The organism is Mesorhizobium sp. P3_B5, from assembly GCF_056402815.1.
Genome location: NZ_JBFUGR010000017.1, coordinates 1 through 26,171 on the forward strand (window position 1 = coordinate 1; position 26,171 = coordinate 26,171).

Below are 26,171 nucleotides of genomic sequence, written 5' to 3' on the forward strand. Positions count from 1 at the left end.
GAAATGAAATGTTCCGCAAGCTGCTCGATCAGGGCCAGGCCGGCGACAACATCGGCGCGCTGCTGCGCGGCGTTGACCGTGAAGGTGTCGAGCGCGGCCAGGTTCTGGCCAAGCCCGGTACGGTCAAGCCGCACAAGAAGTTCGTGGCCGAAGCGTACATCCTGACCAAGGACGAAGGTGGCCGTCACACGCCGTTCTTCACCAACTACCGTCCGCAGTTCTATTTCCGAACGACGGACGTGACCGGCATCGTGTCGCTGCCGGAAGGCACCGAGATGGTGATGCCGGGCGACAACATCACGGTCGATGTCGAGCTGATCGTGCCGATCGCCATGGAAGAGAAGCTGCGCTTCGCCATCCGTGAAGGCGGCCGCACCGTCGGTGCCGGCATCGTCGTCACCATCAAAGAGTAACTTGGACTTAAACCGATCTGTCGCGGGCGCAGGATATGCCCGCGCCGCGCCAGAACAAGGAAGTGACGCATGAACGGACAGAATATCCGCATCCGCCTGAAGGCGTTTGATCACCGCGTGCTCGACGCCTCGACGAAGGAAATCGTGTCGACGGCCAAGCGCACCGGTGCCAACGTCCGCGGCCCCATTCCGCTGCCGACGCGGATCGAAAAGTTCACGGTCAACAGGTCGCCTCACGTCGACAAGAAGAGCCGCGAGCAGTTCGAGATGCGCACGCACAAGCGTCTGCTCGACATCGTCGATCCGACCCCGCAGACGGTCGATGCTTTGATGAAGCTCGATCTGGCCGCCGGTGTCGACGTCGAGATCAAGCTCTAAGGAACGAGAGCGAGCGAGGAAGGGGCGGTGCCCCTGGCCCGGAACTCTAAAGGAATTGAACCGATGCGTTCAGGTGTGATTGCAAAGAAGGTGGGAATGACCCGCATCTATAACGATGCCGGGGAACATGTTCCCGTCACCGTTCTCCAGATGGAGAACTGCCAGGTCGTGGCGCAGCGCACGCAGGAGAAGAACGGCTATACCGCCGTCCAGCTCGGCGTTGGCCTTGCCAAGGTGAAGAACACGTCGAAGGCGATGCGCGGCCATTTCGCGACCGCTTCCGTCGAGCCCAAGGCCAAGGTTGCCGAGTTCCGCGTCTCGGCCGACAACATGATCGATGTCGGCGCAGAGATCACCGTCGAGCATTACGTCGCCGGCCAGAAGGTCGATGTGACGGGCACGACGATCGGCAAGGGTTTTCAGGGCGTCATCAAGCGCCACCATATGGGTGGTGGCCGCGCGACGCACGGTAACTCGGTGTCTCACCGTACGCACGGTTCGACTGGCCAGCGCCAGGATCCGGGCAAGGTGTTCAAGGGCAAGCATATGGCTGGCCACATGGGCGACACCCGCGTCACCACGCAAAATGTCGAGATCGTTTCGACCGATGCCGATCGCGGCCTGATCCTGATCCGCGGTGCGGTTCCCGGTTCGAAGGGCGCCTGGATCCTGGTTCGCGACGCCGCCAAGGTGGCGCTGCCGGCCAATGCGCCGAAGCCTGCCGCAATCCGTGCTGTCGCCAAGAACGATGCCCCGGCCACAGAGGGAGCGGAATAATGGACATCAAGATCACAACGCTGGGCGGCAAGGACGCCGGCAAGGTGAAACTCTCCGAGGAGATTTTCGGCCTTGATCCGCGCGAAGACATCCTGCAGCGCGTCGTGCGCTGGCAGCTCGCCAAGAAGCAGCAGGGCACGCACAAGGCCAAGGGTCGCGCCGAAATCGCGCGCACCGGCGCCAAGATGTACAAGCAGAAGGGTACGGGCCGCGCCCGCCACCATTCGGCACGCGCTCCGCAGTTCCGCGGCGGCGGCAAGGCTCACGGCCCGGTCGTTCGCAGCCACGAGCACGATCTGCCGAAGAAGGTCCGTGCGCTCGGCCTCAAGCATGCTCTCTCGGCCAAGGCCAAGAGCGCGTCGATCATCATCATCGACGAGCTGAAGCTGACCGAGGCCAAGACGAAGGCGCTGATCGCGAATTTCGCGACGCTGGGCCTGACCAACGCTTTGCTGATCGGCGGCGCCGAGCTTGACAAGAACTTCAAGCTGGCAGCGACGAACATCCCGAACATCGACGTGCTGCCCATCCAGGGCATCAACGTCTACGACATTCTGCGCCGCGGCACGCTGGTCCTTTCGAAGGCCGCCGTCGAGGCTCTCGAGGAGCGCTTCAAATGACCGACCTTCGTCACTACGACGTGATCGTCTCGCCGGCGATCACCGAAAAGTCGACCATGGCCTCCGAGCAGAACCAGGTCGTCTTCAACGTCGCCAAGAAGGCGTCGAAGCCGGAAATCAAGGCCGCCGTCGAAGCGCTGTTCGGCGTCAAGGTGATGGCCGTGAACACGCTTGTCCGCAAGGGCAAGATCAAGCGCTTCCGTGGCACGGTTGGCCGCCAGAGCGACGTCAAGAAGGCGATTGTGACGCTGGCCGATGGCCAGTCGATCGACGTCGCGACGGGTCTCTGAGCAAGGCCGCGAGGACAGAAACATGGCACTGAAAAAATTCAACCCGGTAACGCCGAGCACCCGCCAGTTGGTCATCGTCGACCGCTCGGGCCTCTACAAGGGCAAGCCCGTCAAGGGCCTGACCGAAGGCCTGACCAAGTCGGGCGGCCGCAACAATTACGGTCGCATCACGGCTCGCTTCATCGGCGGCGGTCACAAGCGTTCGTACCGCATCATCGACTTCAAGCGCCGCAAGTTCGACGTCGTCGGCACGGTCGAGCGCATTGAATACGATCCGAACCGCACCGCTTTCATCGCGCTGATCAAGTATGACGATGGCGAGCTGTCCTACATCATCGCTCCGCAGCGTCTGGCTCCCGGCGACAAGATCATTGCCGGTGAATCGGTCGACGTGAAGCCGGGCAATGCGATGCCGCTGGCCTCGATGCCGGTCGGCACGATCGTCCACAACATCGAGCTGAAGCCCGGTAAGGGCGCTCAGGTCGCTCGTTCGGCCGGCGGCTACGGCCAGCTGGTCGGTCGCGACCAGGGCATGGCGATCCTTCGTCTCAACTCGGGCGAACAGCGTGTCGTGCACGGTTCGTGCATGGCCACTGTCGGTGCCGTGTCCAATCCGGACCACGGCAACATCAATGACGGCAAGGCCGGTCGCACCGTCTGGCGTGGCAAGCGCCCACACAATCGCGGCGTGACTATGAACCCGGTCGACCATCCGCACGGCGGCGGCGAAGGCCGCACTTCGGGTGGCCGCCATCCGGTTTCGCCCTGGGGCAAGCCGACCAAGGGCAAGAAGACGCGGTCCAACAAGGCGACCGACAAGTTCATCCTGCGCTCGCGCCATCAGCGCAAGAGCTAAGAAGAGGTAACGCCAAGTGACTCGTTCGATTTGGAAAGGCCCCTTCATTGACGGCTACCTTCTCAAGAAGGTGGACAAGGTTCGTGAAGGTGGTCGCAATGAGGTGATCAAGATGTGGAGCCGTCGCTCCACCATCCTGCCGCAGTTCGTCGGCTTCACCTTCGGTGTCTACAACGGCCAGAAGCATGTTCCCGTCTCGGTGAACGAGGACATGGTCGGTCACAAGTTCGGTGAATTCGCTCCGACCCGGACCTATTACGGTCACGGCGCGGATAAGAAGGCGAAGAGGAAATAATCATGGGCAAGGCCAAAGCTCCGCGCAGGCTTGCTGACAACGAAGCGCGCGCCGTATTGCGCACGATCCGTATCAGCCCGCAGAAGCTGAACCTCGTTGCCGCGCTGATCCGCGGCAAGAAGGTCGCGACAGCGCTTTCCGATCTCGAATTCTCGGCCAAGCGGATTTCCGGCACGGTCAAGAAGACGCTGGAATCGGCGATCGCCAACGCGGAAAACAACCACGACCTCGACGTCGATGCACTGATCGTGGCGGAAGCCTATGTCGGGAAGTCGATCGTCATGAAGCGGTTCCATGCCCGTGGCCGTGGTCGCGCCAGCCGTATCGAGAAGCCGTTCTCGCACCTCACGATCGTTGTTCGTGAAGTCGAAGAAAAAGGGGAGGCCGCATAATGGGCCAGAAAGTCAATCCGATCGGTCTGCGCCTCGGCATCAACCGCACCTGGGATTCGCGCTGGTTCGCGAACACCGGCGAGTACGGCAAGCTGCTGCATGAGGACATCAAGATCCGCAAGTATCTCGAGAAGGAGCTCAAGCAGGCTGCCATCTCGAAGGTCGTGATCGAGCGTCCGCACAAGAAGTGCCGCGTCACCATCCATGCCGCGCGCCCGGGTCTGATCATCGGCAAGAAGGGCGCCGACATCGAGAAGCTTCGCAAGAAGCTGATGGAGATGACGAAGTCCGAGACGCACCTCAACATCGTTGAAGTGCGCAAGCCGGAGATCGACGCGACGCTCGTCGCACAGTCGATCGCCCAGCAGCTCGAGCGCCGTATCGCGTTCCGTCGTGCCATGAAGCGTGCCGTTCAGTCGGCGATGCGTCTCGGTGCCGAAGGCATCCGCATCAACTGCGCCGGCCGTCTCGGCGGCGCCGAGATTGCGCGCATGGAATGGTACCGCGAAGGCCGCGTGCCGCTGCATACGCTGCGCGCCGATGTCGACTACGGCACGGCCGAGGCGCACACGGCTTACGGCATCTGCGGCGTCAAGGTCTGGGTGTTCAAGGGCGAAATCCTCGAGCACGACCCGATGGCTTCGGAACGTCGCGCGACCGAGGGCGATCATGCGCATGGCGGTGGTGGTGGTGAGCGCGAACGCGGTCGCCGTCGCGAAAACGCCTAAGACAGTTGAGAATTTGGAGTTAGAACGATGCTGCAGCCAAAGCGCACAAAGTTCCGCAAGCAGTTCAAGGGCCGCATCCACGGTACCGCCAAGGGCGGCACCAACCTGGATTTCGGTGGTTTCGGGCTGAAGGCGCTTGAGCCGAACCGCGTCACCGCGCGTGAGATCGAGGCGGCCCGCCGCGCGATCACTCGTGAGATGAAGCGTGCCGGTCGCGTGTGGATCCGTATTTTCCCGGATGTGCCGGTGACCTCGAAGCCGACCGAAGTCCGCATGGGCAAGGGCAAGGGCGCGGTCGATTACTGGGCAGCTCGCGTCAAGCCGGGCCGCATCATGTTCGAGATCGACGGCGTCAACGAAGAAACCGCCCGTGAGGCGCTGCGTCTCGGCGCGGCCAAGCTCTCGGTCAGGACGCGCTTCGTACAGCGCATCGCAGAATAAGGACGGGCTGATCATGAAAGCCGAAGACATCCGGACCAAGACCCAGGACCAGCTGACCGACGACCTGGCCAGCCTGAAGAAGGAGCAGTTCAACCTGCGCTTCCAGAAGGCCACCGGCCAGCTCGAGAAGACCGCGCGCGTGAGACAGGTCCGTAAGGACATTGCGCGTATCAAGACCATCGCTGCGGAAAAGTCCGCGGCTAAGAAGGCTTAAGGACGAAAACCATGCCAAAGCGCATTCTGCAGGGCACCGTCGTCAGCGACAAGAACGAGAAGACGGTTGTCGTCAAGGTCGAACGGCGCTTCACGCATCCCGTGATGAAGAAGACCGTGCGCATGACCAAGAAGTACAAGGCGCACGACGAGAACAACGCCCACAAGGTTGGCGATCAGGTGTTCATCCAGGAATCGAAGCCGATTTCCAAGGACAAGCGCTGGATCGTCGTATCTTCGGATCAGGCGTAAACAAACGAATTTTGGACAGACCGGGGAGGGGCTTTGAGCCCATCCCGTTAGAAGAGAAGAAGGCGGCCAGTCATGATTCAGATGCAAACAAACCTCGACGTCGCGGATAATTCCGGCGCCCGTCGTGTCATGTGCATCAAGGTGCTGGGCGGTTCGAAGCGGAAATACGCTTCCGTAGGCGACATCATCGTGGTGTCGATCAAGGAAGCCATTCCGCGCGGCCGCGTCAAGAAGGGCGATGTGATGAAGGCGGTCGTGGTTCGCACGGCCAAGGACATCCGCCGCCCGGACGGCAGCGTGATCCGTTTCGACAAGAACGCAGCCGTTCTCGTCGACAACAAGAAAGAGCCGATCGGCACGCGTATCTTCGGACCGGTTCCGCGCGAACTCCGCGCCAAGAACCACATGAAGATCATCTCGCTCGCGCCTGAAGTGCTGTAAGGAGCCGGACCAATGCAGAAGATTAGAAAAGGCGACAAGGTCGTCGTGTTGGCCGGCAAGGACAAGGGCCGTTCGGGCGAAGTCCTCTCGGTACAGCCGAAGGAAGACACCGCGCTGGTGCGCGGCGTCAACATGATCCGTCGTCACCAGAAGCAGTCCCAGTCCCAAGAGGGCGGGATCATCACCAAGGAAGCGCCGATCCAGCTGTCGAACATCGCGCTGGCCGACCCCAAGGATGGCAAGCCGACCCGCGTCGGCTTCATCTTCCAGAAGGACGGCAAGAAGGTGCGCGTCGCCAAGCGCTCGGGAGAAGTCATCAATGGCTAAGGCTCAAACCACGAAGCCCAAGGCTGAAAGCAAGCAGTCCAAGGCCCAGAACACGCCGCGTCTCAAGCAGGTCTACAACGAGACCATCCGCAAGGCGCTGCAGGAGCAGTTCGGCTACGAGAACGAGATGCAGGTTCCGCGCATCGACAAGATCGTGCTGAACATGGGCGTCGGCGAAGCGACCGGCGATTCGAAGAAGCCTTCGATCGCTGCCGAAGACCTGGCGATGATCGCCGGCCAGAAGGCCGTCGTCACCCGCGCTCGCAATTCGATCGCCGGCTTCAAGGTCCGCGAAAAGATGCCGATCGGCGCCAAGGTCACGCTGCGCAAGGAACGCATGTACGAGTTCCTCGACCGTCTCGTGAACATCGCGCTGCCGCGCGTCCGCGATTTTCGCGGACTGAACCCGAAGAGCTTCGATGGCCGTGGCAACTATGCCATGGGCATCAAGGAACACATCGTGTTTCCGGAGATCAACTACGACAAGGTTGATCAGATCTGGGGCATGGACGTCATCGTTTGTACGACTGCGAAGACGGACGACGAAGCCAGGGCATTGCTCAAGGCCTTCAACTTCCCCTTCCGCCAGTAACGGCAGCGAGAAAAGGAAAAATCTGAAATGGCAAAGACCAGCTCAGTCGAGAAGAACAACAGGCGCCGCAAGCTTGCCGACCAGTACGGTCCCAAGCGCGCTGCCCTCAAGGCGATCATCATGGATCAGTCCAAGCCGATGGAAGAGCGTTTTCGCGCTCAGCTGAAGCTTGCTGCCTTGCCGCGCAACTCGGCCAAGATCCGCATCCGCAACCGCTGCGAAGTTACCGGCCGTCCGCGCGCCTACTATCGCAAGCTCAAAGTATCGCGCATCGCGCTCCGTGATCTCGGCAATAACGGCCAGATTCCGGGCCTGGTCAAGTCGAGCTGGTAAGGAGGACATAACATGTCATTGAGCGATCCTCTCGGCGATATGCTGACCCGCATCCGCAACGCCTATGGCCGCAAGAAGTCGAGCGTTTCGACGCCGGCCTCGCGCCTGCGTACCCGCGTCCTCGACGTGCTGAAGGCTGAAGGCTATATCCGCGATTACAGCCAGACCGACTTCGACAACGGCAAGTCCGAGATCGAAATCGAGCTGAAGTATTTCGACGGTGCGCCGGTCGTGCGCGAAATCTCGCGTGTCTCGAAGCCGGGCCGCCGCGTTTACGTTTCGGCCAAGTCGATCCCGCACGTCGCCAACGGCCTCGGCATCGCCATCCTTTCGACACCGAAGGGCGTGATGGCCGACCACGAAGCGCGCGAACAGAATGTCGGCGGCGAGATCCTCTGCCAGATCTTCTGATCTGGCAGCTGACCGCAAAGTGGAATCCGGTCTTCGGATCGTTTCCGAAGACAGAGACCTGAAACAAGAGAAGTGACGAGGACAACAAAATGTCTCGTATTGGTAAGAAACCCGTTTCGCTGCCGCAGGGCGTGACCGCGACCGTCAACGGCCAGACCGTGACGGCGAAGGGCCCCAAGGGCGAGCTGAAGTTCGTGGTGAACGACGAAGTGCTGGTCAAGATGGAAGGCTCAGAGATCGCCGTCCAGCCGCGCGACCAGACCAAGACCGCCCGCTCCAAGTGGGGCATGTCGCGCACGCAGATCGTCAACATCCTGCAGGGCGTCAAGGACGGTTTCGAGAAGAAGCTCGAGATCACCGGCGTTGGCTATCGCGCAGCGCTTCAGGGCAAAAACCTGCAGCTGGCGCTCGGCTTCAGCCATGACGTCATCTACCAGACGCCGCAGGGCATCACGATCACTGTGCCGAAGCCGACCGAAATCACCGTGGCCGGCATCGACAAGCAGCAGGTCGGCCAGGTTGCCGCCGAGATCCGCGAATACCGCGGTCCCGAGCCTTACAAGGGCAAGGGCGTCCGTTACGCTGGCGAGAAGATCGTCCGCAAGGAAGGCAAGAAGAAGTAATTGTAACGCCGCGGGGAGCGGTCGCGGGAGGCGCTTTCGCCTACCGCATATGGCGGCCCCCGTTTTTTGAAGGCAGGGAAGACTATCATGGCTAACAAAGAATCCATCCAGCGCCGCGCGCAGCGCGTCCGCCGTCAGATCAAGAAGGTCGCCGGCGACCGTCCGCGTCTTTCGGTTCACCGCACGTCGAAGAACATCTACGTGCAGGTCATCGACGACGCCAAGGGCCACACCATCGTTGCCGCCTCGACGCTCGAGAAGGACCTCAAGGGTTCGCTCAAGACCGGCGCCGACACCGCGGCAGCCGCTGCGATCGGCAAGCTGATCGCCGAGCGCGCCGCGAAGGCCGGTGTCAAGGAAGTCGTTTTCGACCGCGGCGCCTACATCTATCACGGCCGCGTCAAGGCGCTGGCCGAGGCTGCCCGTGAAGGTGGCCTAAGCTTCTAATTTTCGCCCCCGGCGACCGTTTCCCGATTTATTCGGGGCGAGGCGCCGGATCTTATCATCAACCGTGCTTCCGGAAAAAAACAAGGAACAGGATATGGCACAGGAACGTAGGGATGGCGGCCGCGGCCGTGATCGCGAAGAGCGCGACGATGGCATGGTGGACAAGCTCGTCCACATCAACCGCGTCGCCAAGGTCGTCAAGGGCGGCCGTCGCTTTGGTTTTGCAGCACTCGTCGTCGTTGGCGACCAGAAGGGCCGCGTCGGCTTTGGTCACGGCAAGGCGCGCGAAGTGCCTGAGGCGATCCGCAAGGCAACTGAATCGGCCAAGCGCGACATGATTTTCGTGCCGCTGCGCTCGGGCCGCACGCTGCACCACGACGTCGAAGGACGCTGGGGCGCCGGACGCGTGCTGCTGCGCGCTGCCAAGCAGGGTACCGGCATCATCGCCGGCGGCCCGATGCGCGCTGTCTTCGAGACGCTCGGCATGCATGACGTGGTCGCCAAGTCGATGGGTTCGTCGAACCCGTACAACATGGTTCGCGCCACTTTCGACGCGCTGAAGAGCCAGATGCATCCCAAGGATGTGGCTGCTGCGCGCGGCATCAAGTACTCGACCCTTCAGGCCCGTCGCGGCACCGCCGTTGCGGCTGAAGAATAGTCGACGCTGACCAGGGATTTTGACCATGGCCAAGAAAGCAACCAAGACCGTCACCGTTGAGCAGATCGGTTCGCCGATCCGCCGGCCGAAGGAGCAGCGTGCAACGCTGGTCGGCCTCGGCCTCAACAAGATGCACAAGCAGCGCACGCTGGAGGACACTCCTTCCGTGCGCGGCATGATCGCTGCCGTCCAGCATCTCGTCCGCGTCGTGGACGAGGGCTGAACAGAAGCGCAGGAGAACCCAGATGAAACTCAACGATCTGCGTGACAAGGACGGCGCGACGCACTCCAAGAAGCGTCTCGGCCGCGGCATCGGTTCCGGCTCGGGCAAGACCGCCGGTCGCGGCGTCAAGGGCCAGAAGGCGCGCTCCGGCGTTGCCATCAACGGCTTCGAGGGTGGCCAGATGCCGCTCTACAGGCGTCTGCCGAAGCGTGGCTTCAACAACATCTTTGCGAAGAGCTTCACGGTCGTGTCGCTGGCTCGCATCCAGGTTGCGCTCGACGCCAAGAAGCTCGATGCCAAGGCGACCGTGACGGCTGAAGCGCTGGTCGCTGCCGGCGTTATCCGCCGCGTCAAGGACGGCGTGCGCATCCTCTCCGACGGCGAGATCAAGGCGAAGCTCGCCTTCGACGTTGCCGGCGCCTCCAAGGCCGCGATCGAGAAGATCGAAAAGGCTGGCGGTTCGGTGAAGCTGCCGGAAAAGGCAGCCGCCGAGTAACGACAATTTGAAGCGCGATCAGCAAGGATGTTTATCGTTTTTGCCTTCGATCGCACTTTGATCCAAGCAATATGGCGGCCGCGTCAACGCGGCCGCTTGCATGTTTACAGTCCGGAGCTTATCTCGTGAGCTTCGGTGACACGCGCCGCCTGAGCTGCGGGCATCGAGCGTGACCAAGCGGAGAATCAGGCATGGCTTCGGCTGCTGAACAACTAGCCTCGAATCTGAATTTCTCGGCCTTCGCCAAGGCGGAGGACCTGAAGAAGCGCATCTGGTTCACCATCGGCGCGCTGCTCGTCTATCGTCTCGGCACCTATATTCCGCTGCCCGGCATCAATCCCGACGCTTTTGCCCAGGCCTTCTCGTCGCAGAGCAAGGGCGTGCTTGGCATGTTCAACATGTTCGCCGGCGGCGCCGTGCAGCGCATGGCGATCTTTGCGCTCGGCATCATGCCCTACATCTCCGCCTCCATCATCATGCAGCTGATGACTTCGGTCATCCCGTCGCTGGAAGCGCTGAAGAAGGAAGGCGAGCAGGGCCGCAAGATCATCAACCAGTACACGCGCTACGGCACCGTGCTGCTGGCGCTGGTGCAGGCCTATGGCATTTCGGTCGGTCTGGAAGGCGGCAACGGCATCGTCAACGATCCCGGCGTGTTCTTCCGGATTTCGACCGTCGTGACGCTGGTTGGCGGCACCATGTTCCTGATGTGGCTGGGCGAGCAGATCACCGCGCGCGGCATCGGCAACGGCATTTCGCTGATCATCTTCTCCGGCATCGTCGCCGGCCTGCCGCGGGCTATCTCCGGCACGCTGGAGCTTGGTCGCACCGGCGCGCTGTCGACGGGCCTGATTCTCGCGATCATCGTGCTGGCGATCGTCGTTATCGCGCTCATCGTGTTCTTCGAGCGCGCCCAGCGCCGCCTGCTGATCCAGTATCCGAAGCGCCAGGTCGGCAACCGCATGTTCCAGGGCGATACCTCGCATCTGCCGCTGAAGCTCAACACCTCGGGCGTCATTCCGCCGATCTTCGCCTCGTCGCTGCTGTTGCTGCCGGCAACCGTCGCCGGCTTCTCGCAGACGACAAACATGCCGGCCTGGGCAAGCACCATCCTGGCTTCGCTCGGCCATGGCCAGCCGCTCTACATGGCGTTCTATGCGGCGATGATCGTGTTCTTCGCCTTCTTCTACACGGCAATCGTCTTCAACCCGAAGGACACGGCAGATCAGCTCAAGAAGCATTCCGGCTTCATCCCGGGCTACCGGCCGGGCGAGCGCACCGCGGACTACATCGATTACGTTCTCACCCGCATCACTGTCGTCGGCGCCGTCTATCTGGTGCTGGTGTGTCTGTTGCCCGAGTTCCTGATTTCAGCGACTGGCGTACCATTCTACCTTGGTGGCACTTCGCTTCTGATCGTGGTCAGTGTAACGCTCGATACGGTGGCGCAGATTCAGGGTCACCTGATCGCCCATCAGTATGAGGGCCTGATCAAGAAGTCGAAGCTGCGCGGGGGGAAGAAAGCCAGATGAGGTTGATATTGCTTGGGCCGCCGGGGGCGGGCAAGGGGACGCAAGCACAGAGACTGGTAGATAAACACGGCATACCCCAGCTTTCCACGGGTGACATGCTGCGTGCTGCCGTCCAGGCCGGCACGGAAGTCGGCAAGCGCGCCAAAGCGGTGATGGATGCCGGCGAACTGGTCTCCGACGCCATCGTCAACGCCATCGTGGCCGAGCGTATCGACCAGGCCGATTGCACAAACGGTTTCATCCTTGACGGCTACCCGCGCACCCTGGTGCAGGCGGATGCGGTTGAATCGATGCTCGCGGATCGTGGTCAGGCTCTCGACGTCGTCATCGAGCTTGTCGTCGATGACAAGGCGCTGGTTGGTCGTATCGTCAAGCGCGCCGAAGAGGCAAACGCCGCGGGCCAGCCCGTGCGCAAGGACGACAATCCGGTGGTGTTCGAAGAGCGCCTGCGCGAGTATTACAAGAAAACGTCGCCGTTGATCGGCTACTACTACGCCAAGGGCAAGCTCCAGGGCGTGGACGGCATGGCCGACATCGATGCGGTGACCGGGCAGATCGAAGCGGTGCTGACGGCGGCCACACACGGAAAATAAACGATTGCGCTTGACTGGAGCGGTTCGCTGGGGTATGGCGGCCCGTCTTCCTATCAGGCATGAGGCTTGCTTGTCCGCAAGGGCAAGGCAGCCGCTTTGAACTGGAAACTCCCGCATGGGCCGGCCTCCACCGGACGCGGGGCAACTCAGACAGCGCCGGGCCTGCCTTTTTTGAAGGTTGGCCGGCCCACATGGAGAAGAGAAGAATATGGCTCGTATAGCCGGCGTCAACATTCCGACCAACAAGCGCGTCGTCATTGCGCTTCAGTACATTCACGGCATTGGCAAGAAGTTCGCCCAGGAGATCGTCGACAAGGTCGGCATCCCGGCCGAGCGTCGCGTCAACCAGCTGACCGACGCGGAAGTGCTGCAGATCCGCGAGACCATCGACCGCGACTACCAGGTCGAGGGCGACCTGCGCCGCGAAGTGTCGATGAACATCAAGCGGCTCATGGACCTCGGCTGCTACCGCGGCCTGCGTCACCGCCGCTCGCTGCCGGTTCGCGGCCAGCGCACGCATACCAATGCGCGCACCCGCAAGGGCCCGGCCAAGTCGATCGCCGGCAAGAAGAAGTAAGTCAGCGAATAGCGAGTAGCCATTAGCGAGTAGGGGTCCTATTCGCTAATCCCTACTCACTACTCGCTTTCAAAGGTGGAGCCGCTGGCATTACGGCGGTGTAGAGATCAACTGAAAGGACTATCATGGCCAAGGAAGCCGCTCGTGTTCGCCGTCGCGAACGCAAGAACATCTCGTCGGGCGTTGCCCACGTCAATTCGACCTTCAACAACACGATGATCACCATCACCGACGCGCAGGGCAATTCGATTGCCTGGTCGTCGGCCGGTGCCCAGGGCTTCAAGGGTTCGCGCAAGTCGACCCCGTTCGCTGCCCAGATGGCTGCCGAAGACGTTGCCAAGAAGGCCCAGGAACACGGCATGCGCATGCTCGAAGTCGAGGTCTGCGGACCTGGCTCCGGTCGTGAATCGGCACTGCGCGCCCTGCAGGCGGCCGGCTTCACCATCACCTCGATCCGTGATGTGACGCCGATCCCGCACAATGGCTGCCGCCCGCGCAAGAAGCGCCGCGTCTAAAAAGAATTACCGAACGCCGCGCGAGCGCCCCATGGGCGCTCCTCCACGGCATTCCAGGTCGCCCGCCACGATTGGATGGTGGCGGGTCAACGGAAGGAAAGCACTATGATCCAGAAAAATTGGCAGGAACTGATCAAGCCAAACAAGATCGAATTCTCGTCGAAGAAGAAGACGCTGACCACGCTGGTCGCCGAGCCGCTCGAGCGCGGCTTTGGCCTGACGCTCGGCAACGCGCTGCGCCGCGTGCTCCTGTCTTCGCTGCGTGGCGCGGCTGTGACCGCCGTGCAGATCGACGGCGTCCTGCATGAATTCTCGTCCATCGCCGGCGTGCGCGAGGACGTGACCGACATCGTGCTCAACATCAAGGAAATCGCCATCCGCATGGAAGGCGACGGCCCCAAGCGCATGGTCGTGCGCAAGCAGGGACCGGGTGCGGTTCTCGCCGGCGACATCCAGACGGTTGGCGACGTCGAGATTCTCAATCCCGACCACGTTATCTGCACGCTGGACGAAGGCGCTGAAATCCGCATGGAATTCACCGTCGACACCGGCAAGGGCTACGTGCCGGCTGACCGCAACCGCGCCGAAGACGCGCCGATCGGCCTGATTCCGGTCGACAGCCTCTACTCCCCGGTCAAGAAGGTCTCCTACAAGGTCGAGAACACCCGCGAGGGCCAGGTTCTCGACTATGACAAGCTGACCATGACGATCGAGACCGATGGTTCGATCACCGGCGAAGACGCGGTGGCTTTCGCCGCCCGCATCCTGCAGGACCAGCTTGGTCTGTTCGTCAACTTCGACGAGCCGCAGAAGGAAGTCGCTGCCGAGGCCGTCACCGAGCTCGCCTTCAACCCGGCGCTGCTCAAGAAGGTCGACGAGCTTGAGCTTTCGGTGCGTTCGGCCAACTGCCTGAAGAACGACAACATCGTCTATATCGGCGACCTGATCCAGAAGACCGAAGCCGAGATGCTGCGCACCCCGAACTTCGGCCGCAAGTCGCTGAACGAGATCAAGGAAGTTCTCGCGGCGATGGGCCTGCACCTCGGCATGGAAGTGCCGGATTGGCCGCCGGAAAACATCGAAGACCTCGCCAAGCGTTACGAAGACCAATATTGAGCATGAATTCCAAGGATCGGCGGCGTGGGCCGCTCGATCCGACGGTCATGCGGAAAACCATCAGAGGCTTTGGCCTCTTGAGCAACTGAAGAAGGAAAAGAGCCATGCGCCACGGTTTCAAAGGCCGCCGCTTCGCCCGAAGCATTAGCCATCGCAAGTCGATGTTCGCCAACCTCGCCGTGTCGCTGCTCGAGCACGAGCAGATCGTCACCACCCTGCCGAAGGCGAAGGATTTGCGTCCGATCGTCGAGAAGCTGGTGACGCTCGGCAAGCGTGGCGACCTGCACGCCCGCCGCCAGGTCATTGCCCAGATCGGCAATGAAGGCGTCGTCAAGCGTCTGTTCGACACCATCGCGCCGCGCTACGCCAACCGCAACGGCGGCTACCTGCGCATCATGAAGGCGGGCTTCCGCCACGGTGATAATGCAGCCATGGCTGTCATCGAGTTCGTCGACCGCGACACCTCGGCCAAGGGCGCCGGCGACCGCGCTCGCATTGAGGCCGAAGGCGCCGACGAGGAAGCCGCAGCTGCATAAGCTCGTCTATCCCAAGTGTTTCAAAAAGGGGCCTGCGGGCCCCTTTTCCTATTCTGGAAGCAGCAATGGGCGGCCGTGCCGAATTCGCGGTCCAAACCGTAGAGTTTTAGCCAAAATAATCGGATTTCAGCGGCTTAGCCTTTTATTTTGCACAATCGTCGGGACAGATGGCGCCCGACTTGGAGGATTCGGAATGCGCTTCAAACGGTTGTCCCTTGTTCTGCTCTGCGCCGTGATGGCGCTGGTGCCGGCGGCGAGGCAGGCGTTGGCCGAAGACGCCGCCAAGACGGATCCGGGCCTCTCCGATGTGCTGACCGACCTGCTGCACGGCGTCGAGGGCGAAAATTCCACCTCCGGTCCCGACAAGCGCGTGCCGTTCGGCCGCGAAGAGGTGCAGCTGTCCTTCGCGCCGCTGGTCAAGCAGACGGCACCGGCGGTGGTCAATGTCTATGCCTCGCAGACGGCCAAAGTGACGTCGCCTTTCGAAGGCGATCCTTTCTTCGAGGAGTTCTTCGGCCGGGCGCAGCCACGCGCACAGTCCTCACTGGGCTCCGGCGTGCTGGTCGATCCCAGTGGTGTCATCGTCACCAACTACCACGTCATCAAGGACGCCGACGAGGTCAAGGTGGCGACCGCGGACGGACGCGAATTCACCTCGAAGGTCATGCTCAAGGACGAGACGCTCGATCTTGCCGTGCTCAAGATCAACTCGGACAAGCCGTTTCCGGTGATAGCCATCGGTGATTCCGACGCGCTCGAGGTTGGCGATCTATTGCTGGCCATCGGCAATCCGTTCGGCGTCGGCCAGACCACCACCAGCGGCATCGTTTCAGCACTTGCCCGCAGCCATATCGGCGTTTCGGATTCGGGCTACTTCATCCAGACAGACGCCGCCATCAATCCCGGCAATTCCGGCGGCGCGCTGATCAACATGGGCGGCCAGCTGGTCGGCATCAACACGGCGATCTATAGCCGCAGCGGCGGCTCGATCGGCATCGGCTTTGCCATTCCTTCCAACATGGTGCGCGCCTTCGCCGACGCGGCCAAGGCCGGGCTCGATTTCTTCGAGCGGCCCTATATCGGCGCGGAATTCGAGGCAGTGACGCCGCAGATCGCCGAATCGCTCGCCATGGAGAAGCCGACCGGCGCGCTGGTTTCTTCGGTTGAAGAGGCCGGGCCGGCGGCCAAGGCAGGGCTGAAGCCCGGCGACGTCGTGCTGCAGCTCAACGGCACGCCTGTCGAGAGCATCGAGGCGCTGGATTACCGGATGGCGACGCTGTCGATCGGCACCAAGGCCAGCTTCGCGGTGCTGAGCAAGGGCCAGCAGGCGACGATGGACATCGCGCTGGAGCGCGCGCCGGAAGGCGCCAAGGCCTCGGAAGTGACGCTGCATGGCCGCAGCCCGTTCTCCGGCGCCAAGGTCGCGGAATTGTCGCCCCGGCTTGCCCAGCGGCTTGGCCTGCGCACGGACCTCAAGGGCGTCACCGTGGTCGACATCAACCGCGATTCGCCCGCCGCCGATTTTGGCTTCCAGCCAGGCGACATCGTGCGTGAAGTGAACGGCACCACCGTCGACACGGCAGCAACGCTGGCGCAGCTCGCCCAGCAGGATACGCGCTGGTGGCGCTTTACCGTCGAGCGCGGCGGGCAGATACTGCGCCAGGTGTTGCGTTACTGAGTTCGATCTCCGGCATTTCCGAAGAGGTCGCGCTCCAACCAAAAGAACTGCATGGCCGATCTGTTCAGCGTCGATGAACCGGAAAAGGCGCCGCCCGGGCGGCCGCTGGCCGACCGGCTGCGCCCGAAAAACCTTGGCGAGGTCGTCGGCCAGGAGCATCTGACCGGACCCGACGGTGCGCTGACACGGTTGATCGGGTCTGGCTCGCTCGGCTCGATGATTTTCTGGGGCCCGCCCGGCACCGGCAAGACCACGGTCGCCCGGCTGCTTGCCGGTGAGACCAGCCTTGCTTTTGAGCAGATATCGGCGGTTTTTTCCGGCGTTGCCGACCTGAAGAAGGTGTTCGAGGCGGCAAAGCTGCGCCGCTCCAATGGCCGCCAGACGCTGCTGTTCGTCGACGAGATCCATCGCTTCAACCGCGCCCAGCAGGATTCTTTTCTCCCCGTCATGGAGGACGGGACCGTCGTGCTGGTTGGCGCGACAACGGAAAACCCGTCCTTTGAGCTGAACGCCGCTCTGCTGTCTCGGGCGCGGGTGCTGGTCTTCCATTCGCTTGGCGAGGAGAGCATCGCAAAGCTCCTGGCGCGGGCTGAAGAGACCGAGGGCAGGGCGCTGCCGCTCGACGACGAGGCGAGGGCGATGCTGGTCCGCATGAGCGACGGCGACGGCCGTGCATCGCTGACGCTGGCCGAGGAAGTCTGGCGCGCCGCCAAGCCCGGCGAGGTGTTCGGTGCCGAGGGGCTGCAGCGCATCGTCCAGCGCCGCGCGCCGATCTACGACAAGGGCCAGGATGGCCACTACAATCTGATCTCGGCGCTGCACAAATCGGTGCGCGGTTCCGACCCCGACGCAGCGCTTTACTACCTGGCACGCATGTTCGATGCCGGCGAGGATCCGCTCTATCTCGGCCGCCGGCTGGTGCGCATGGCGATGGAGGATATCGGCCTCGCCGATCCGCAGGCGCTGGTTATCGCCAACGCCGCCAAGGACGCCTATGACTATCTGGGTTCGCCCGAGGGCGAACTGGCCTTCGCCGAGGCCACCGTCTATCTCGCCACGGCGCCGAAATCCAACGCCGTCTACACTGCCTTCAAGGCAGCCACGCAGGCTGCCAAGGAATTCGGCTCGCTGCTGCCGCCGAAGCACATCCTCAACGCGCCGACCAAGCTGATGAAAGAGGAAGATTACGGCTCGGGCTACCGCTATGACCATGACGAGCCCGACGCGTTTTCCGGGCAGGACTACTTTCCGGAAAAGATGGGACGGCAGACCTTCTACGATCCGCCGGAGCGCGGTTTTGAGCGCGATATCAGGAAGCGGCTGGACTATTGGGCAAAGCTGCGCGCCGAGCGAGCAAGGTAGGCTGCTTAGCTAGGCCGGGTCGGCAAACGGGGTATCCGCATCGCTGACGTAGAACAGAACCATGCGTGCTACCTGCCGCGCGTCCAGATTCCGCCCAGTCATCTTGACCAGGGGTGGTTCGACAAAAATCTCGCCAGCCTTGACCGTAACCGCTTCTTGCCCATCCAGTTCCAAGGTGAACGCTCCCTCCAGCATGTAGACCGTCACCGGAAATCGATGTGAATGATAAGGTGTGCGATCACCGGGTTCGAGCGTTGCCAGAAGCACGCGGATTTCCTGGTCGCGTGCGGTGGGTAGTGCCGCCGTTACCTGGCGGTGCAGCACTCTCAGCTTGGCGGCGCCGGTTTCCTGCGCCGAAGTGGTTATGCCGACCGTCAGGCCGGAGATCGCCGAGCTGACGTCCATGATCTTGTGCATTGTCGTTCTCCATTTCACCAGACGGCCGAGTTTAATCTGGGCCCTGCGCGTGCGGCAGCGGCAAGGTTGCGGAGCGAGCGTGCAAGGATGCATAACAGGCGATGTTCGATTGGAGCGACCTTCGCTATTTTCTGGCCGTGGCGCGCCATGGCAGCACGCTTGCCGCATCAAGGGCGCTCGGCGTGAACCAGTCGACGGTGCATCGGCGTATTGCCGAACTCGAGCGGCGCATTGGCGGCACGCTTATGTTGCGCCACCCCAGCGGTTACCGATTGACAGAGTTCGGCGAGGTGCTGCTTCCAACGGCCGAGGCCGTGGAGGCGTCCGTCATTGCACTCGAACGCCGGATCCTTGCCTATCGCAGCGATCTGGCCGGAACCATTCGGCTGACGGTACCCGAACCGCTTGTTTCACGCATCATGGGTTCGCCGCTGCTCGACCTGTTTCATGCGCGCTATCCAGCGTTGCGCATCGAATTCGTGATGAGCGACCGCTATCTTGACCTGTCGAAGGGCGAGGCCGATATCGCGCTCAGGTCCGGCGAGGCCGACGACGAAACCCTGGTCGGCCGAAAGATCGCCGACTCCGTCTGGGCCGTCTATGGAAGCCGCAACTATGTCCAGCAGCACGGTGCGCCGCAACGCATCGAGGATATCGGCCGTCACGCGATCGTCGGATTTGATGGCATGTTGGCCAATCACCGGGCGGCAAAATGGCTCGCAACCATAGCGCCAGGCGCCAATGTCGCGGCGAGCAACAACAGCGTGCTCGGTGTCCTGCATGCCGTCAAGTCGGGTATCGGTATTGCTCCGTTGCCGACGACCATCGCCGATATGCATGAGGATCTGGTTCGTATCCTGCCGCCGGTGCCGGAACTTGCAAGGGGCTGGTACCTACTGACCCATCCACAGCTTCGGCAAACGCCACGCATCCGCGCTTTCTTCGATTTCGTCGTCGAGAAGCTGGACGTGGTCCGTCCAATCCTGATGGGCTGACGGACGAACTGGTCTGCCGGCGGTTAGCCGAGGCAGCACGATCAGCGTTGTGCGAGGAACCAAAAAATCTTATCAAGGCGCACGACCGGGCGGTGGTCGCTGCCAAGACCTCTGGCGAATCATTCGGAACAGGAATCGCGCCCGGCGCGAACAAAAAATGACAAAAACGCTTCGCAAATCCCTTCGCCAGCTGGTCATAGCGGTGCCGCTGCTGGCGCTCGGCTTCTACTTCATTCCGATCCTGACCACGATCTGGATCGTCTGTGGCCTGATCGACGTGCTGCGCAACGCCAACAAGGATTTGTCGCTGTTTCGCGGCTATTTCCTTGGCAACGGTATCTTCACCTGGCTGCTATCGCCCTTCAACCTTCTGGTCGACCTGCTTTGCTACAGGAACCCGGGCGTGTGGAAGCTGGAGCAGTTTCCTGAGGGCTACCAGCGCGAGGTCAACGAGGTTCTCGACGTCTTCAAGGCGCGCAAGGACGAGATCATTGCCGATATCGACGCCAATTTCGGCACCGGCCGGCGCGGCATGTATGTCTATCAATGGTACGGCAAGCACCGGATCGACAATGTCGCCGAGTTCAACAAGGATTTCAAATACATCAAGACGATTGCCGTATCGGTTTTCAGGGGACAGGAATCGACCTCCTGGCATTTCGGGCCGCTGCGGCTCAGCCTGCGCATTCTCTACAATCTGATCCCGGTGAAGGCCGAGGTTTTCGTCGAGTGCAACAACGTCAAGAACTACTGGCACGACAATCCACTGTACATTTTCGACGACACGCTGCTGCACCGCTCGGTCAACGAATATGATGGACGCCGTTATTGCGTGTTCATGGACATCATCCGGCCGTCGCCATTTCCGGGCCTGATCTCAGCCCTTCTGGCCATCGTTTCGGTCAGCGTCGAGCGCATCAATTCCATGTTCTACAAGAACTGGAAGATGATCGGCTCAAGCAAGGCGAAGAAGGTCGAGACGACCTGAACCTGACTGCAGGCGACATTGCTCTGAAGGCGAACAGCCTGCACTGCACATCTCGGTTGCCCTTGAACCATCGTCTTATAGCGGCATCGGCCACCGATCCCGTAGAACGTCGTCAAGCGAGCACGGCGCCGGGAGGTTAAAGCGCACCATGCTCCGGGAGGATGAGGTGAGCGGACAGCCGGCCCATCATGCCGATGTCGTGCAGGCAGCGATCGCCACCAGCGATGCCGCCCGCTCGGCATTGATCGCGTCCTGGAGGCGTTCCCTTACATTGCATGGGCTCGACCCAGCCGAGCGGAAGGCGCCGAGACGTCTGACCGAAAGCGAGCTCAGGCAGGCGCGGCAGCGCATGGAGCCACTGCTGCGCGCCGCGGATGCAAGCCTCGATCGGCTCTATCTGGCGGTTGGAGGCATCGGCTGCTGCGTGATGCTTGCCGATCGCGAAGGCATTCCGCTAGAGCGCCGGGGTGCTTCCGCGGATGACGATACGTTCGACGAATGGGGTCTTTGGACCGGCACGGTGTGGAGTGAGGACAGCGAAGGCACCAACGGGATCGGTACCTGCCTTGCCGATCAGCGCTCCCTCACCATTCACCGCGACCAGCACTTCTTCTCGCGCAACACGCTGCTGAGCTGCACGACGGCGCCGATCTACGATCACGAGGGCAATCTGGCGGCTGCGCTCGATGTGTCGTCCTGCCGGTCGGATTTGACCGAAGACTTCGTCAACCTGATCGCCATGGCGGTGGGTGAGGCCGCTCGCCGCATCGAGGCGGAGAATTTTCGCCTGGCTTTTTCAAGCGCCCGCATCCTGCTGGCGCCGGTGGGCGAGCGCAGCACCGGCGCGCTGATCGCCGTCGATGCCGACGATCTCGTGGTCGGTGCGACCCGCTCGGCGCGACAGGCTCTCGGCATCACGCAACAAACGCTGACCAGGGGATTGCCGGCCGCCGATGTCCTCGGCGACTGCGCGAAAGCCACCGAAGAGCTGGACGAGGCCGAGCGCGGCGTGGTCCAGCGTGCGCTCGCCCGCGCCGAAGGCAACGTCTCGGCCGCCGCACACAATCTCGGTATTTCCCGCGCCACGCTGCATCGAAAACTCGCGCGATTCGGCATTCGCCGCACGCATTGAGTTTTCAAACCCGAACCTGTCGCAGAACTGCGACAGTCGGCGCCAGCGACTGCCTGGCCGGGGCTGACAAGCCCGCCGCCATCCGCCAACTCTTCCTCATCACGTGCCGCATCCCGCGGCCGTTTCATGGGAGGAAGACAATGAACAAGGTTGAATTTTCTCGCACCGCCAAGATCCCCTTCGCCAAGCGCTACGACAACTTCATCGGCGGCAAATGGGTCGCGCCGAAATCCGGCAAGTACTTCGAGAACATCTCGCCGGTAAACGGCCAGCCGCTGGGCGAAATTGCCCGCTCCGACGCCAGCGATATCGAGGCTGCACTCGACGCTGCGCACAAGGCCAAGGATGCCTGGGGCAAGACAAGTGCCGCCGCCCGCGCGCTGATCCTCAACCGGATCGCCGATCGCATGGAGGACAATCTCGACCTCCTGGCGCTGGCCGAAACCTGGGACAATGGCAAGCCGATCCGCGAAACGACTGCTGCCGATCTGCCGCTCGCCATCGATCATTTCCGCTATTTCGCCGGGGCGGTGCGCGCCCAGGAGGGCGGCATTTCGGAAATCGACCACGACACCGTCGCCTACCACTTCCATGAGCCGCTCGGCGTCGTTGGCCTGATCATCCCGTGGAATTTCCCACTGCTGATGGCGGTGTGGAAGCTGGCTCCGGCGCTCGCCGCCGGCAACTGCGTCGTCTTGAAACCGGCCGAACAGACGCCGGCGACCATCATGCTGTGGGCGGACCTGGTCGGTGACCTGTTGCCGGATGGCGTGCTCAACATCGTCAACGGCTTCGGCCTCGAAGCCGGCAAGCCGCTCGCTTCGTCGAACCGTATCGCCAAGATCGCCTTCACCGGCGAGACCACGACCGGTCGCCTGATCTCGCAATATGCCAGCCAGAATCTCATCCCGGTGACGCTCGAACTCGGCGGCAAGTCGCCCAACATCTTCTTCCAGGACGTGACATCGGAGGACGATGATTTCTTCGACAAGGCGATCGAAGGTTTTGTGATGTTCGCGCTCAACCAGGGCGAGGTCTGCACTTGTCCCAGCCGGGCGCTGGTGCACGAGAAGATCTACGACAAGTTCATGGAGCGTGCGCTGAAGCGCGTCGAAGCGATCGTCCAGGGCGATCCGCTGGATCCGGCAACGATGATCGGTGCGCAGGCGTCGAGCGAACAGCTGGAGAAGATACTGAGCTACTTCGACATCGGCCGGAAAGAGGGGGCCGAGGTGCTGATCGGCGGCGAGCAGAACCATTTGCCCGGTGACCTTGCCGGCGGCTACTACGTCAAGCCGACGGTGTTCAAGGGCCACAACAAGATGCGTGTCTTCCAGGAGGAGATTTTTGGGCCGGTGGTTTCGGTGACGACCTTCAAGGACGACGACGAGGCCCTGTCGATCGCCAACGACACTCTCTACGGCCTCGGCGCCGGCATCTGGAGCCGTGACGCCAATCGCTGCTACCGCTTCGGCCGCGCCATCCAGGCCGGCCGCGTGTGGACCAACTGCTATCACGCCTATCCCGCGCATGCGGCATTTGGCGGCTACAAGCAGTCGGGCATCGGCCGCGAGACCCACAAGATGATGCTCGACCACTATCAGCAGACCAAGAACATGCTGGTCAGCTACAGCCCGAAGAAGCTCGGCTTCTTCTGATCGCCCGCAAAGGCGCACGATCAGGCGGTGCGGCCCACAGGCCGCGCCGCCGTACCGGCTTCCCGGGAGGATTTTTTGATGCTCGACAAGGTGTCCAAGGAAAAGGTTTCCGCAACGCCCGAAGCCGTGGCGTTTTTGGCCGAGATCATCGCCGATCACGGTCCGGTGCTGTTTCACCAGTCCGGTGGCTGTTGCGACGGCTCGTCGCCCATGTGCTATCCGCAAGGCGACTTCATCGTCGGCGACAATGACGTCATGCTGGGCGAGATCGGTGAGACGCCGGTCTATATCAGCGGCTCGCAATACGAAGTGTGGAAGCACACGGATCTCATCATCGACGTCGTGCCGGGCAGGGGTGGCATGTTCTCGCTCGACAATGGGCGCGAGAGACGGTTTTTGACGCGTTCCACGGTCTGTGTTGTCCCGGCAAACAATCGGGATTGACCGAACCGCCCTTGTGAGGGCAGTAAACTTCCATGTTCAATCTGCTTCTCGTTGTCGTCGGCGGTGGTATCGGCGCCGGCATTCGCCATCTCACCAACATGGGCGCACTGCGCCTTGCCGGGCCGAACTTCCCGTGGGGCACGATGGCGATCAATATTGTCGGCTCCTTTGCGATGGGCCTGTTCATCGCAGTGCTGGCGCGGCGCGGCGGATCGAATGAACTCAGGCTGTTCGTGGCCACCGGCATTCTTGGCGGCTTCACCACCTTCTCGGCCTTTTCGCTCGATTTCGCGACGCTGTGGGAGCGCGGCGCCACGCTGCCGGCATTCGGTTATGCCCTTGCCAGCGTCATTGGCGCCATTATCGCCCTGTTTCTGGGACTTTGGCTCGCAAGAACCGTTTCATAGTGCTATTGCCGCGCTAAAAGCAGGGCCGAGGCCCGCTCGGAAATGGATAAGCGAAAAAAACATGGCAGGCGTTGAACAGATCACGGTGGAGGCCGGCGAGGCGGGCATGCGGCTCGATCGCTGGTTCAAGACCCATTTCCCGGGCCTTGGCTTCGGCCATCTGCAGAAGCTCTTGCGCTCCGGCCAGATCCGCGTCGATGGCGGCCGGGTGAAGGCCGATACGCGTGTCGAGCCGGGCCAGATGGTTCGTGTGCCGCCGCTGGAAGTGGACAAGAAAGGCGAGAGCGCGCTCACCGGTCACTCGATCCGCAACCAGGGCGACGCCGATGTGCTCGCCAAGATGCTGATCCATGAGGATCCAAAAGTCTTCGTCTTCAACAAGCCGGCGGGTCTGGCCGTGCAGGGCGGCTCCGGCGTTACCCGCAATGTCGACGACATGCTGGAGGCCTGGCGCAACCAGAAGGGCGAGAAGCCGCGCCTGGTGCACCGGCTCGACCGCGACACGTCAGGCGTGCTGGTCGTCGCCCGCACAAGACTGGCCGCCATGAAGCTCGCCGAAGCGTTCCGCGCCCGCGAAACCAAGAAGACCTACTGGGCGCTGGTCAAGGGCGTGCCGCCGAAGCGCGAGGACAAGATCTCGACCTGGCTGATCAAGGAGCCGACGCCGGACGGCGACCGAGTGCGCGTCGCCAAGCATGGCGAAAAGGGCGCTGATCACGCCGTGTCCTACTACCGTGTCATCGAGCAGGCTGCCCAGACGATGACCTGGCTGGAGATGGAGCCCTACACCGGCCGTACTCACCAGCTTCGCGTCCATGCCGCCTATATCGGCTGCCCGATCATCGGTGACCCCAAATATTTCGAGGCCGACACCAATTGGGACTTTCCGGGCGGCATGCAGAACCGCCTGCACCTGCATGCGCGCCGCATCATCATCCCGCACCCGGACAAGGGTGTCATCGATGTCACCGCGCCGATGCCGCCGCATATGCGCCAGAGCTGGAACCTGATCGGCTTCGACGACGCCAGCGCATTGGACTAAACGGCGCTACAGCAACACAACAGGACGTCAGAATGCGCGATATCCTCAACGACCTCGAAGCGGGAAAACAGCTTTCCGATCCGGATCCGGTGCGCCGTGCCCAGATCCAGATGAAGACACATCTGCCGAAACGCTTCTACAAAGCCGTGTCGATCGCTCCGGTTGAGGATGGATTTGCCGTTCATCTCGACGGCAAGCCGGTGCGCACGCCGGGCAAGGCGCTGCTGGCACTGCCGACCGAAAAGGCGGCCGCTCTGGTCGCCGACGAGTTTGCCGCGCAAGGCGAAACCATCAACCCGGTGACGATGCCTGTGCTGCGGCTGGTCAATACGGCCATCGACGGCGTCGCCAGCGACCCGCAGGCGGTGCTGGAGGACATATTGCGCTTCGCCTCATCCGACCTTCTCTGCTACCGGGCCGACGCGCCGCAAGGGCTCGTCGACCGGCAGAACCAGCATTGGGACCCGCTGATCGACTGGGCGCGCGGCACGCTTGGCGCCCGCTTCAACCTCGCCGAGGGAATCATCCATGTCGAACAGCCGCGCGAGAGCATCGCCGTGCTCGGTATTCATCTTGCCCAGCGTGCCGAGCCGCTGCGGCTGGCCGCCATCCATGTCATGACCTCGCTGACAGGTTCGGCACTGCTGGCGCTGGCCGTCGATTTCGGCGAGCTCGACGGCGATGCGGCCTGGGCGGCCGGCCATGTCGACGAGGACTGGCAGATCGAGCAGTGGGGCCAGGATGCCGAGGCTATGGCGCGCCGCTCGGCCCGCAAGCGCGACATGATGGCCGCCGTGAGCCTTCTCGAAGCGCTCAAAGGCTGACACCAATTCTCCATCGATTTCGCACTGCACATTAGACCAAAGTCATAATCCCAAAGGCTCTCTGCCTTTCCCGGGTGCTTTCTGTCATTTCTTGCGCCGATGGCAGCACCTGAGTCCGCGCTCGGAGGAGAACGCGGACGAGGACGTGC

General features: G+C 62.2%; 39 protein-coding genes. 38 read left to right on the forward strand and 1 reads right to left on the reverse strand.

Annotated elements, in window-relative coordinates:
- The 30 genes from AC1DVW_RS26640 to AC1DVW_RS26785 all read left to right on the forward strand — a co-directional run.
- Positions 1-413: EF-Tu C-terminal domain-related protein (locus tag AC1DVW_RS26640; RefSeq protein WP_477327111.1), on the forward strand; the 413-nt coding region annotated here is incomplete at its 5' end.
- Positions 414-482: 69 nt separating this feature from the next.
- A complete protein-coding gene (gene rpsJ / locus AC1DVW_RS26645; protein WP_010909272.1) occupies positions 483-791 on the forward strand; it encodes a 30S ribosomal protein S10 in 309 nt (102 codons plus the stop codon).
- Between the two features lie 63 nt (positions 792-854).
- Positions 855-1,568, forward strand: coding sequence for a 50S ribosomal protein L3 (gene rplC, locus AC1DVW_RS26650; RefSeq protein ID WP_477246637.1), 714 nt, complete (start codon positions 855-857; stop codon positions 1,566-1,568).
- Complete coding sequence (gene rplD / locus AC1DVW_RS26655; RefSeq protein ID WP_477246638.1) at positions 1,568-2,188, forward strand: 50S ribosomal protein L4; 621 nt, start codon at positions 1,568-1,570, stop codon at positions 2,186-2,188. The genes rplC and rplD overlap by 1 nt, the downstream gene beginning before the upstream one ends.
- Positions 2,185-2,478, forward strand: a complete 294-nt coding sequence (locus tag AC1DVW_RS26660) for a 50S ribosomal protein L23 (protein ID WP_023757976.1) — start codon at positions 2,185-2,187, stop codon at positions 2,476-2,478. Before rplD ends, AC1DVW_RS26660 begins: the two co-directional genes overlap by 4 nt.
- Before the next feature lie 22 nt (positions 2,479-2,500).
- Positions 2,501-3,334 (forward strand): 50S ribosomal protein L2, encoded by an 834-nt coding sequence (rplB, locus tag AC1DVW_RS26665; RefSeq protein WP_477246642.1) that lies wholly within the window; start codon positions 2,501-2,503, stop codon positions 3,332-3,334.
- A 16-nt stretch (positions 3,335-3,350) separates the two neighbouring features.
- Positions 3,351-3,629, forward strand: coding sequence for a 30S ribosomal protein S19 (gene rpsS, locus AC1DVW_RS26670; RefSeq protein ID WP_006205463.1), 279 nt, complete (start codon positions 3,351-3,353; stop codon positions 3,627-3,629).
- A gap of 2 nt (positions 3,630-3,631) precedes the next feature.
- Entirely contained in the window at positions 3,632-4,021 is a 390-nt protein-coding gene (gene rplV / locus AC1DVW_RS26675) for a 50S ribosomal protein L22 (protein WP_006205462.1), read from the forward strand.
- A complete protein-coding gene (gene rpsC, locus AC1DVW_RS26680; protein ID WP_258601606.1) occupies positions 4,021-4,749 on the forward strand; it encodes a 30S ribosomal protein S3 in 729 nt (242 codons plus the stop codon). Before rplV ends, rpsC begins: the two co-directional genes overlap by 1 nt.
- A 27-nt stretch (positions 4,750-4,776) precedes the next feature.
- The gene (rplP, locus tag AC1DVW_RS26685; RefSeq protein WP_006205460.1) at positions 4,777-5,190 is read left to right on the forward strand and encodes a 50S ribosomal protein L16; all 414 of its coding nucleotides are present in this window, start codon (positions 4,777-4,779) and stop codon (positions 5,188-5,190) included.
- A gap of 13 nt (positions 5,191-5,203) precedes the next feature.
- Positions 5,204-5,404 carry a 50S ribosomal protein L29 gene (rpmC, locus tag AC1DVW_RS26690; RefSeq protein WP_006205459.1) on the forward strand — a complete coding sequence of 67 codons (201 nt, stop codon included), beginning with the start codon at positions 5,204-5,206 and terminating at the stop codon, positions 5,402-5,404.
- An 11-nt stretch (positions 5,405-5,415) separates the two neighbouring features.
- Positions 5,416-5,655: a 30S ribosomal protein S17 gene (rpsQ, locus tag AC1DVW_RS26695; RefSeq protein WP_010909280.1), complete on the forward strand. Its 240-nt coding sequence runs from the start codon at positions 5,416-5,418 to the stop codon at positions 5,653-5,655.
- Positions 5,656-5,727: 72 nt separating this feature from the next.
- A complete protein-coding gene (gene rplN, locus AC1DVW_RS26700; protein ID WP_006205457.1) occupies positions 5,728-6,096 on the forward strand; it encodes a 50S ribosomal protein L14 in 369 nt (122 codons plus the stop codon).
- Positions 6,097-6,108: 12 nt separating this feature from the next.
- Entirely contained in the window at positions 6,109-6,423 is a 315-nt protein-coding gene (rplX, locus tag AC1DVW_RS26705; RefSeq protein ID WP_013531428.1) for a 50S ribosomal protein L24, read from the forward strand.
- A complete protein-coding gene (gene rplE, locus AC1DVW_RS26710) occupies positions 6,416-7,015 on the forward strand; it encodes a 50S ribosomal protein L5 (RefSeq protein ID WP_111548980.1) in 600 nt (199 codons plus the stop codon). Before rplX ends, rplE begins: the two co-directional genes overlap by 8 nt.
- 27 nt (positions 7,016-7,042) lie before the next feature.
- Entirely contained in the window at positions 7,043-7,348 is a 306-nt protein-coding gene (rpsN, locus tag AC1DVW_RS26715; protein ID WP_010909282.1) for a 30S ribosomal protein S14, read from the forward strand.
- Positions 7,349-7,360: 12 nt separating this feature from the next.
- Positions 7,361-7,759, forward strand: a complete 399-nt coding sequence (gene rpsH / locus AC1DVW_RS26720; protein WP_477246647.1) for a 30S ribosomal protein S8 — start codon at positions 7,361-7,363, stop codon at positions 7,757-7,759.
- Positions 7,760-7,848: 89 nt separating this feature from the next.
- Positions 7,849-8,382, forward strand: coding sequence for a 50S ribosomal protein L6 (gene rplF / locus AC1DVW_RS26725; protein ID WP_477246649.1), 534 nt, complete (start codon positions 7,849-7,851; stop codon positions 8,380-8,382).
- 87 nt (positions 8,383-8,469) lie between these two features.
- Positions 8,470-8,829, forward strand: coding sequence for a 50S ribosomal protein L18 (gene rplR, locus AC1DVW_RS26730; RefSeq protein ID WP_477246650.1), 360 nt, complete (start codon positions 8,470-8,472; stop codon positions 8,827-8,829).
- 94 nt (positions 8,830-8,923) lie between these two features.
- On the forward strand, positions 8,924-9,487 hold the full coding sequence (gene rpsE / locus AC1DVW_RS26735) for a 30S ribosomal protein S5 (RefSeq protein ID WP_006333394.1): 564 nt from the start codon (positions 8,924-8,926) through the stop codon (positions 9,485-9,487).
- Between the two features lie 25 nt (positions 9,488-9,512).
- Complete coding sequence (gene rpmD, locus AC1DVW_RS26740; protein WP_023736690.1) at positions 9,513-9,710, forward strand: 50S ribosomal protein L30; 198 nt, start codon at positions 9,513-9,515, stop codon at positions 9,708-9,710.
- A 22-nt stretch (positions 9,711-9,732) separates the two neighbouring features.
- Positions 9,733-10,206 (forward strand): 50S ribosomal protein L15, encoded by a 474-nt coding sequence (gene rplO, locus AC1DVW_RS26745; RefSeq protein WP_477246652.1) that lies wholly within the window; start codon positions 9,733-9,735, stop codon positions 10,204-10,206.
- A 191-nt stretch (positions 10,207-10,397) separates the two neighbouring features.
- The gene (gene secY, locus AC1DVW_RS26750; RefSeq protein WP_477246654.1) at positions 10,398-11,738 is read left to right on the forward strand and encodes a preprotein translocase subunit SecY; all 1,341 of its coding nucleotides are present in this window, start codon (positions 10,398-10,400) and stop codon (positions 11,736-11,738) included.
- Complete coding sequence (locus AC1DVW_RS26755; protein ID WP_477246656.1) at positions 11,735-12,331, forward strand: adenylate kinase; 597 nt, start codon at positions 11,735-11,737, stop codon at positions 12,329-12,331. Before secY ends, AC1DVW_RS26755 begins: the two co-directional genes overlap by 4 nt.
- A gap of 208 nt (positions 12,332-12,539) precedes the next feature.
- Positions 12,540-12,908: a 30S ribosomal protein S13 gene (rpsM, locus tag AC1DVW_RS26760; protein ID WP_006205445.1), complete on the forward strand. Its 369-nt coding sequence runs from the start codon at positions 12,540-12,542 to the stop codon at positions 12,906-12,908.
- Between the two features lie 125 nt (positions 12,909-13,033).
- Positions 13,034-13,423, forward strand: a complete 390-nt coding sequence (gene rpsK / locus AC1DVW_RS26765; protein ID WP_006205444.1) for a 30S ribosomal protein S11 — start codon at positions 13,034-13,036, stop codon at positions 13,421-13,423.
- 105 nt (positions 13,424-13,528) lie between these two features.
- On the forward strand, positions 13,529-14,539 hold the full coding sequence (locus tag AC1DVW_RS26770) for a DNA-directed RNA polymerase subunit alpha (protein ID WP_013531438.1): 1,011 nt from the start codon (positions 13,529-13,531) through the stop codon (positions 14,537-14,539).
- Between the two features lie 104 nt (positions 14,540-14,643).
- Entirely contained in the window at positions 14,644-15,075 is a 432-nt protein-coding gene (gene rplQ / locus AC1DVW_RS26775; protein WP_477275973.1) for a 50S ribosomal protein L17, read from the forward strand.
- 193 nt (positions 15,076-15,268) lie between these two features.
- On the forward strand, positions 15,269-16,753 hold the full coding sequence (locus AC1DVW_RS26780) for a DegQ family serine endoprotease (RefSeq protein ID WP_477327113.1): 1,485 nt from the start codon (positions 15,269-15,271) through the stop codon (positions 16,751-16,753).
- A 51-nt stretch (positions 16,754-16,804) separates the two neighbouring features.
- Positions 16,805-18,115: a replication-associated recombination protein A gene (locus AC1DVW_RS26785; RefSeq protein ID WP_477246659.1), complete on the forward strand. Its 1,311-nt coding sequence runs from the start codon at positions 16,805-16,807 to the stop codon at positions 18,113-18,115.
- A gap of 9 nt (positions 18,116-18,124) precedes the next feature.
- Here the strand turns inward: AC1DVW_RS26785 and AC1DVW_RS26790 are convergent, their stop codons facing one another.
- Positions 18,125-18,532 (reverse strand): cupin domain-containing protein, encoded by a 408-nt coding sequence (locus AC1DVW_RS26790; protein ID WP_477246661.1) that lies wholly within the window; start codon positions 18,530-18,532, stop codon positions 18,125-18,127.
- A gap of 101 nt (positions 18,533-18,633) precedes the next feature.
- On the opposite strand from AC1DVW_RS26790, the gene AC1DVW_RS26795 reads away from it, so the two are divergent.
- The 8 genes from AC1DVW_RS26795 to AC1DVW_RS26830 all read left to right on the forward strand — a co-directional run bounded on the left by AC1DVW_RS26795 (position 18,634) and on the right by AC1DVW_RS26830 (position 26,022).
- Positions 18,634-19,527 carry a LysR family transcriptional regulator gene (locus AC1DVW_RS26795; protein WP_477327115.1) on the forward strand — a complete coding sequence of 298 codons (894 nt, stop codon included), beginning with the start codon at positions 18,634-18,636 and terminating at the stop codon, positions 19,525-19,527.
- A gap of 157 nt (positions 19,528-19,684) precedes the next feature.
- Entirely contained in the window at positions 19,685-20,515 is an 831-nt protein-coding gene (locus AC1DVW_RS26800) for an aspartyl/asparaginyl beta-hydroxylase domain-containing protein (protein WP_477327117.1), read from the forward strand.
- 148 nt (positions 20,516-20,663) lie between these two features.
- Positions 20,664-21,647, forward strand: coding sequence for a helix-turn-helix domain-containing protein (locus AC1DVW_RS26805; protein WP_477327119.1), 984 nt, complete (start codon positions 20,664-20,666; stop codon positions 21,645-21,647).
- A 140-nt stretch (positions 21,648-21,787) separates the two neighbouring features.
- Positions 21,788-23,305: an aldehyde dehydrogenase gene (gene adh / locus AC1DVW_RS26810; protein ID WP_477327121.1), complete on the forward strand. Its 1,518-nt coding sequence runs from the start codon at positions 21,788-21,790 to the stop codon at positions 23,303-23,305.
- A 78-nt stretch (positions 23,306-23,383) separates the two neighbouring features.
- Positions 23,384-23,749, forward strand: a complete 366-nt coding sequence (locus AC1DVW_RS26815) for a DUF779 domain-containing protein (RefSeq protein ID WP_477275980.1) — start codon at positions 23,384-23,386, stop codon at positions 23,747-23,749.
- A gap of 32 nt (positions 23,750-23,781) precedes the next feature.
- Positions 23,782-24,156: a fluoride efflux transporter CrcB gene (gene crcB, locus AC1DVW_RS26820; RefSeq protein WP_477246672.1), complete on the forward strand. Its 375-nt coding sequence runs from the start codon at positions 23,782-23,784 to the stop codon at positions 24,154-24,156.
- Between the two features lie 61 nt (positions 24,157-24,217).
- A complete protein-coding gene (locus tag AC1DVW_RS26825; protein ID WP_477327123.1) occupies positions 24,218-25,198 on the forward strand; it encodes an RluA family pseudouridine synthase in 981 nt (326 codons plus the stop codon).
- Between the two features lie 32 nt (positions 25,199-25,230).
- Positions 25,231-26,022, forward strand: coding sequence for an ATP12 family chaperone protein (locus AC1DVW_RS26830; RefSeq protein WP_477327125.1), 792 nt, complete (start codon positions 25,231-25,233; stop codon positions 26,020-26,022).
- The last annotated feature ends 149 nt before the right edge of the window (positions 26,023-26,171 follow it).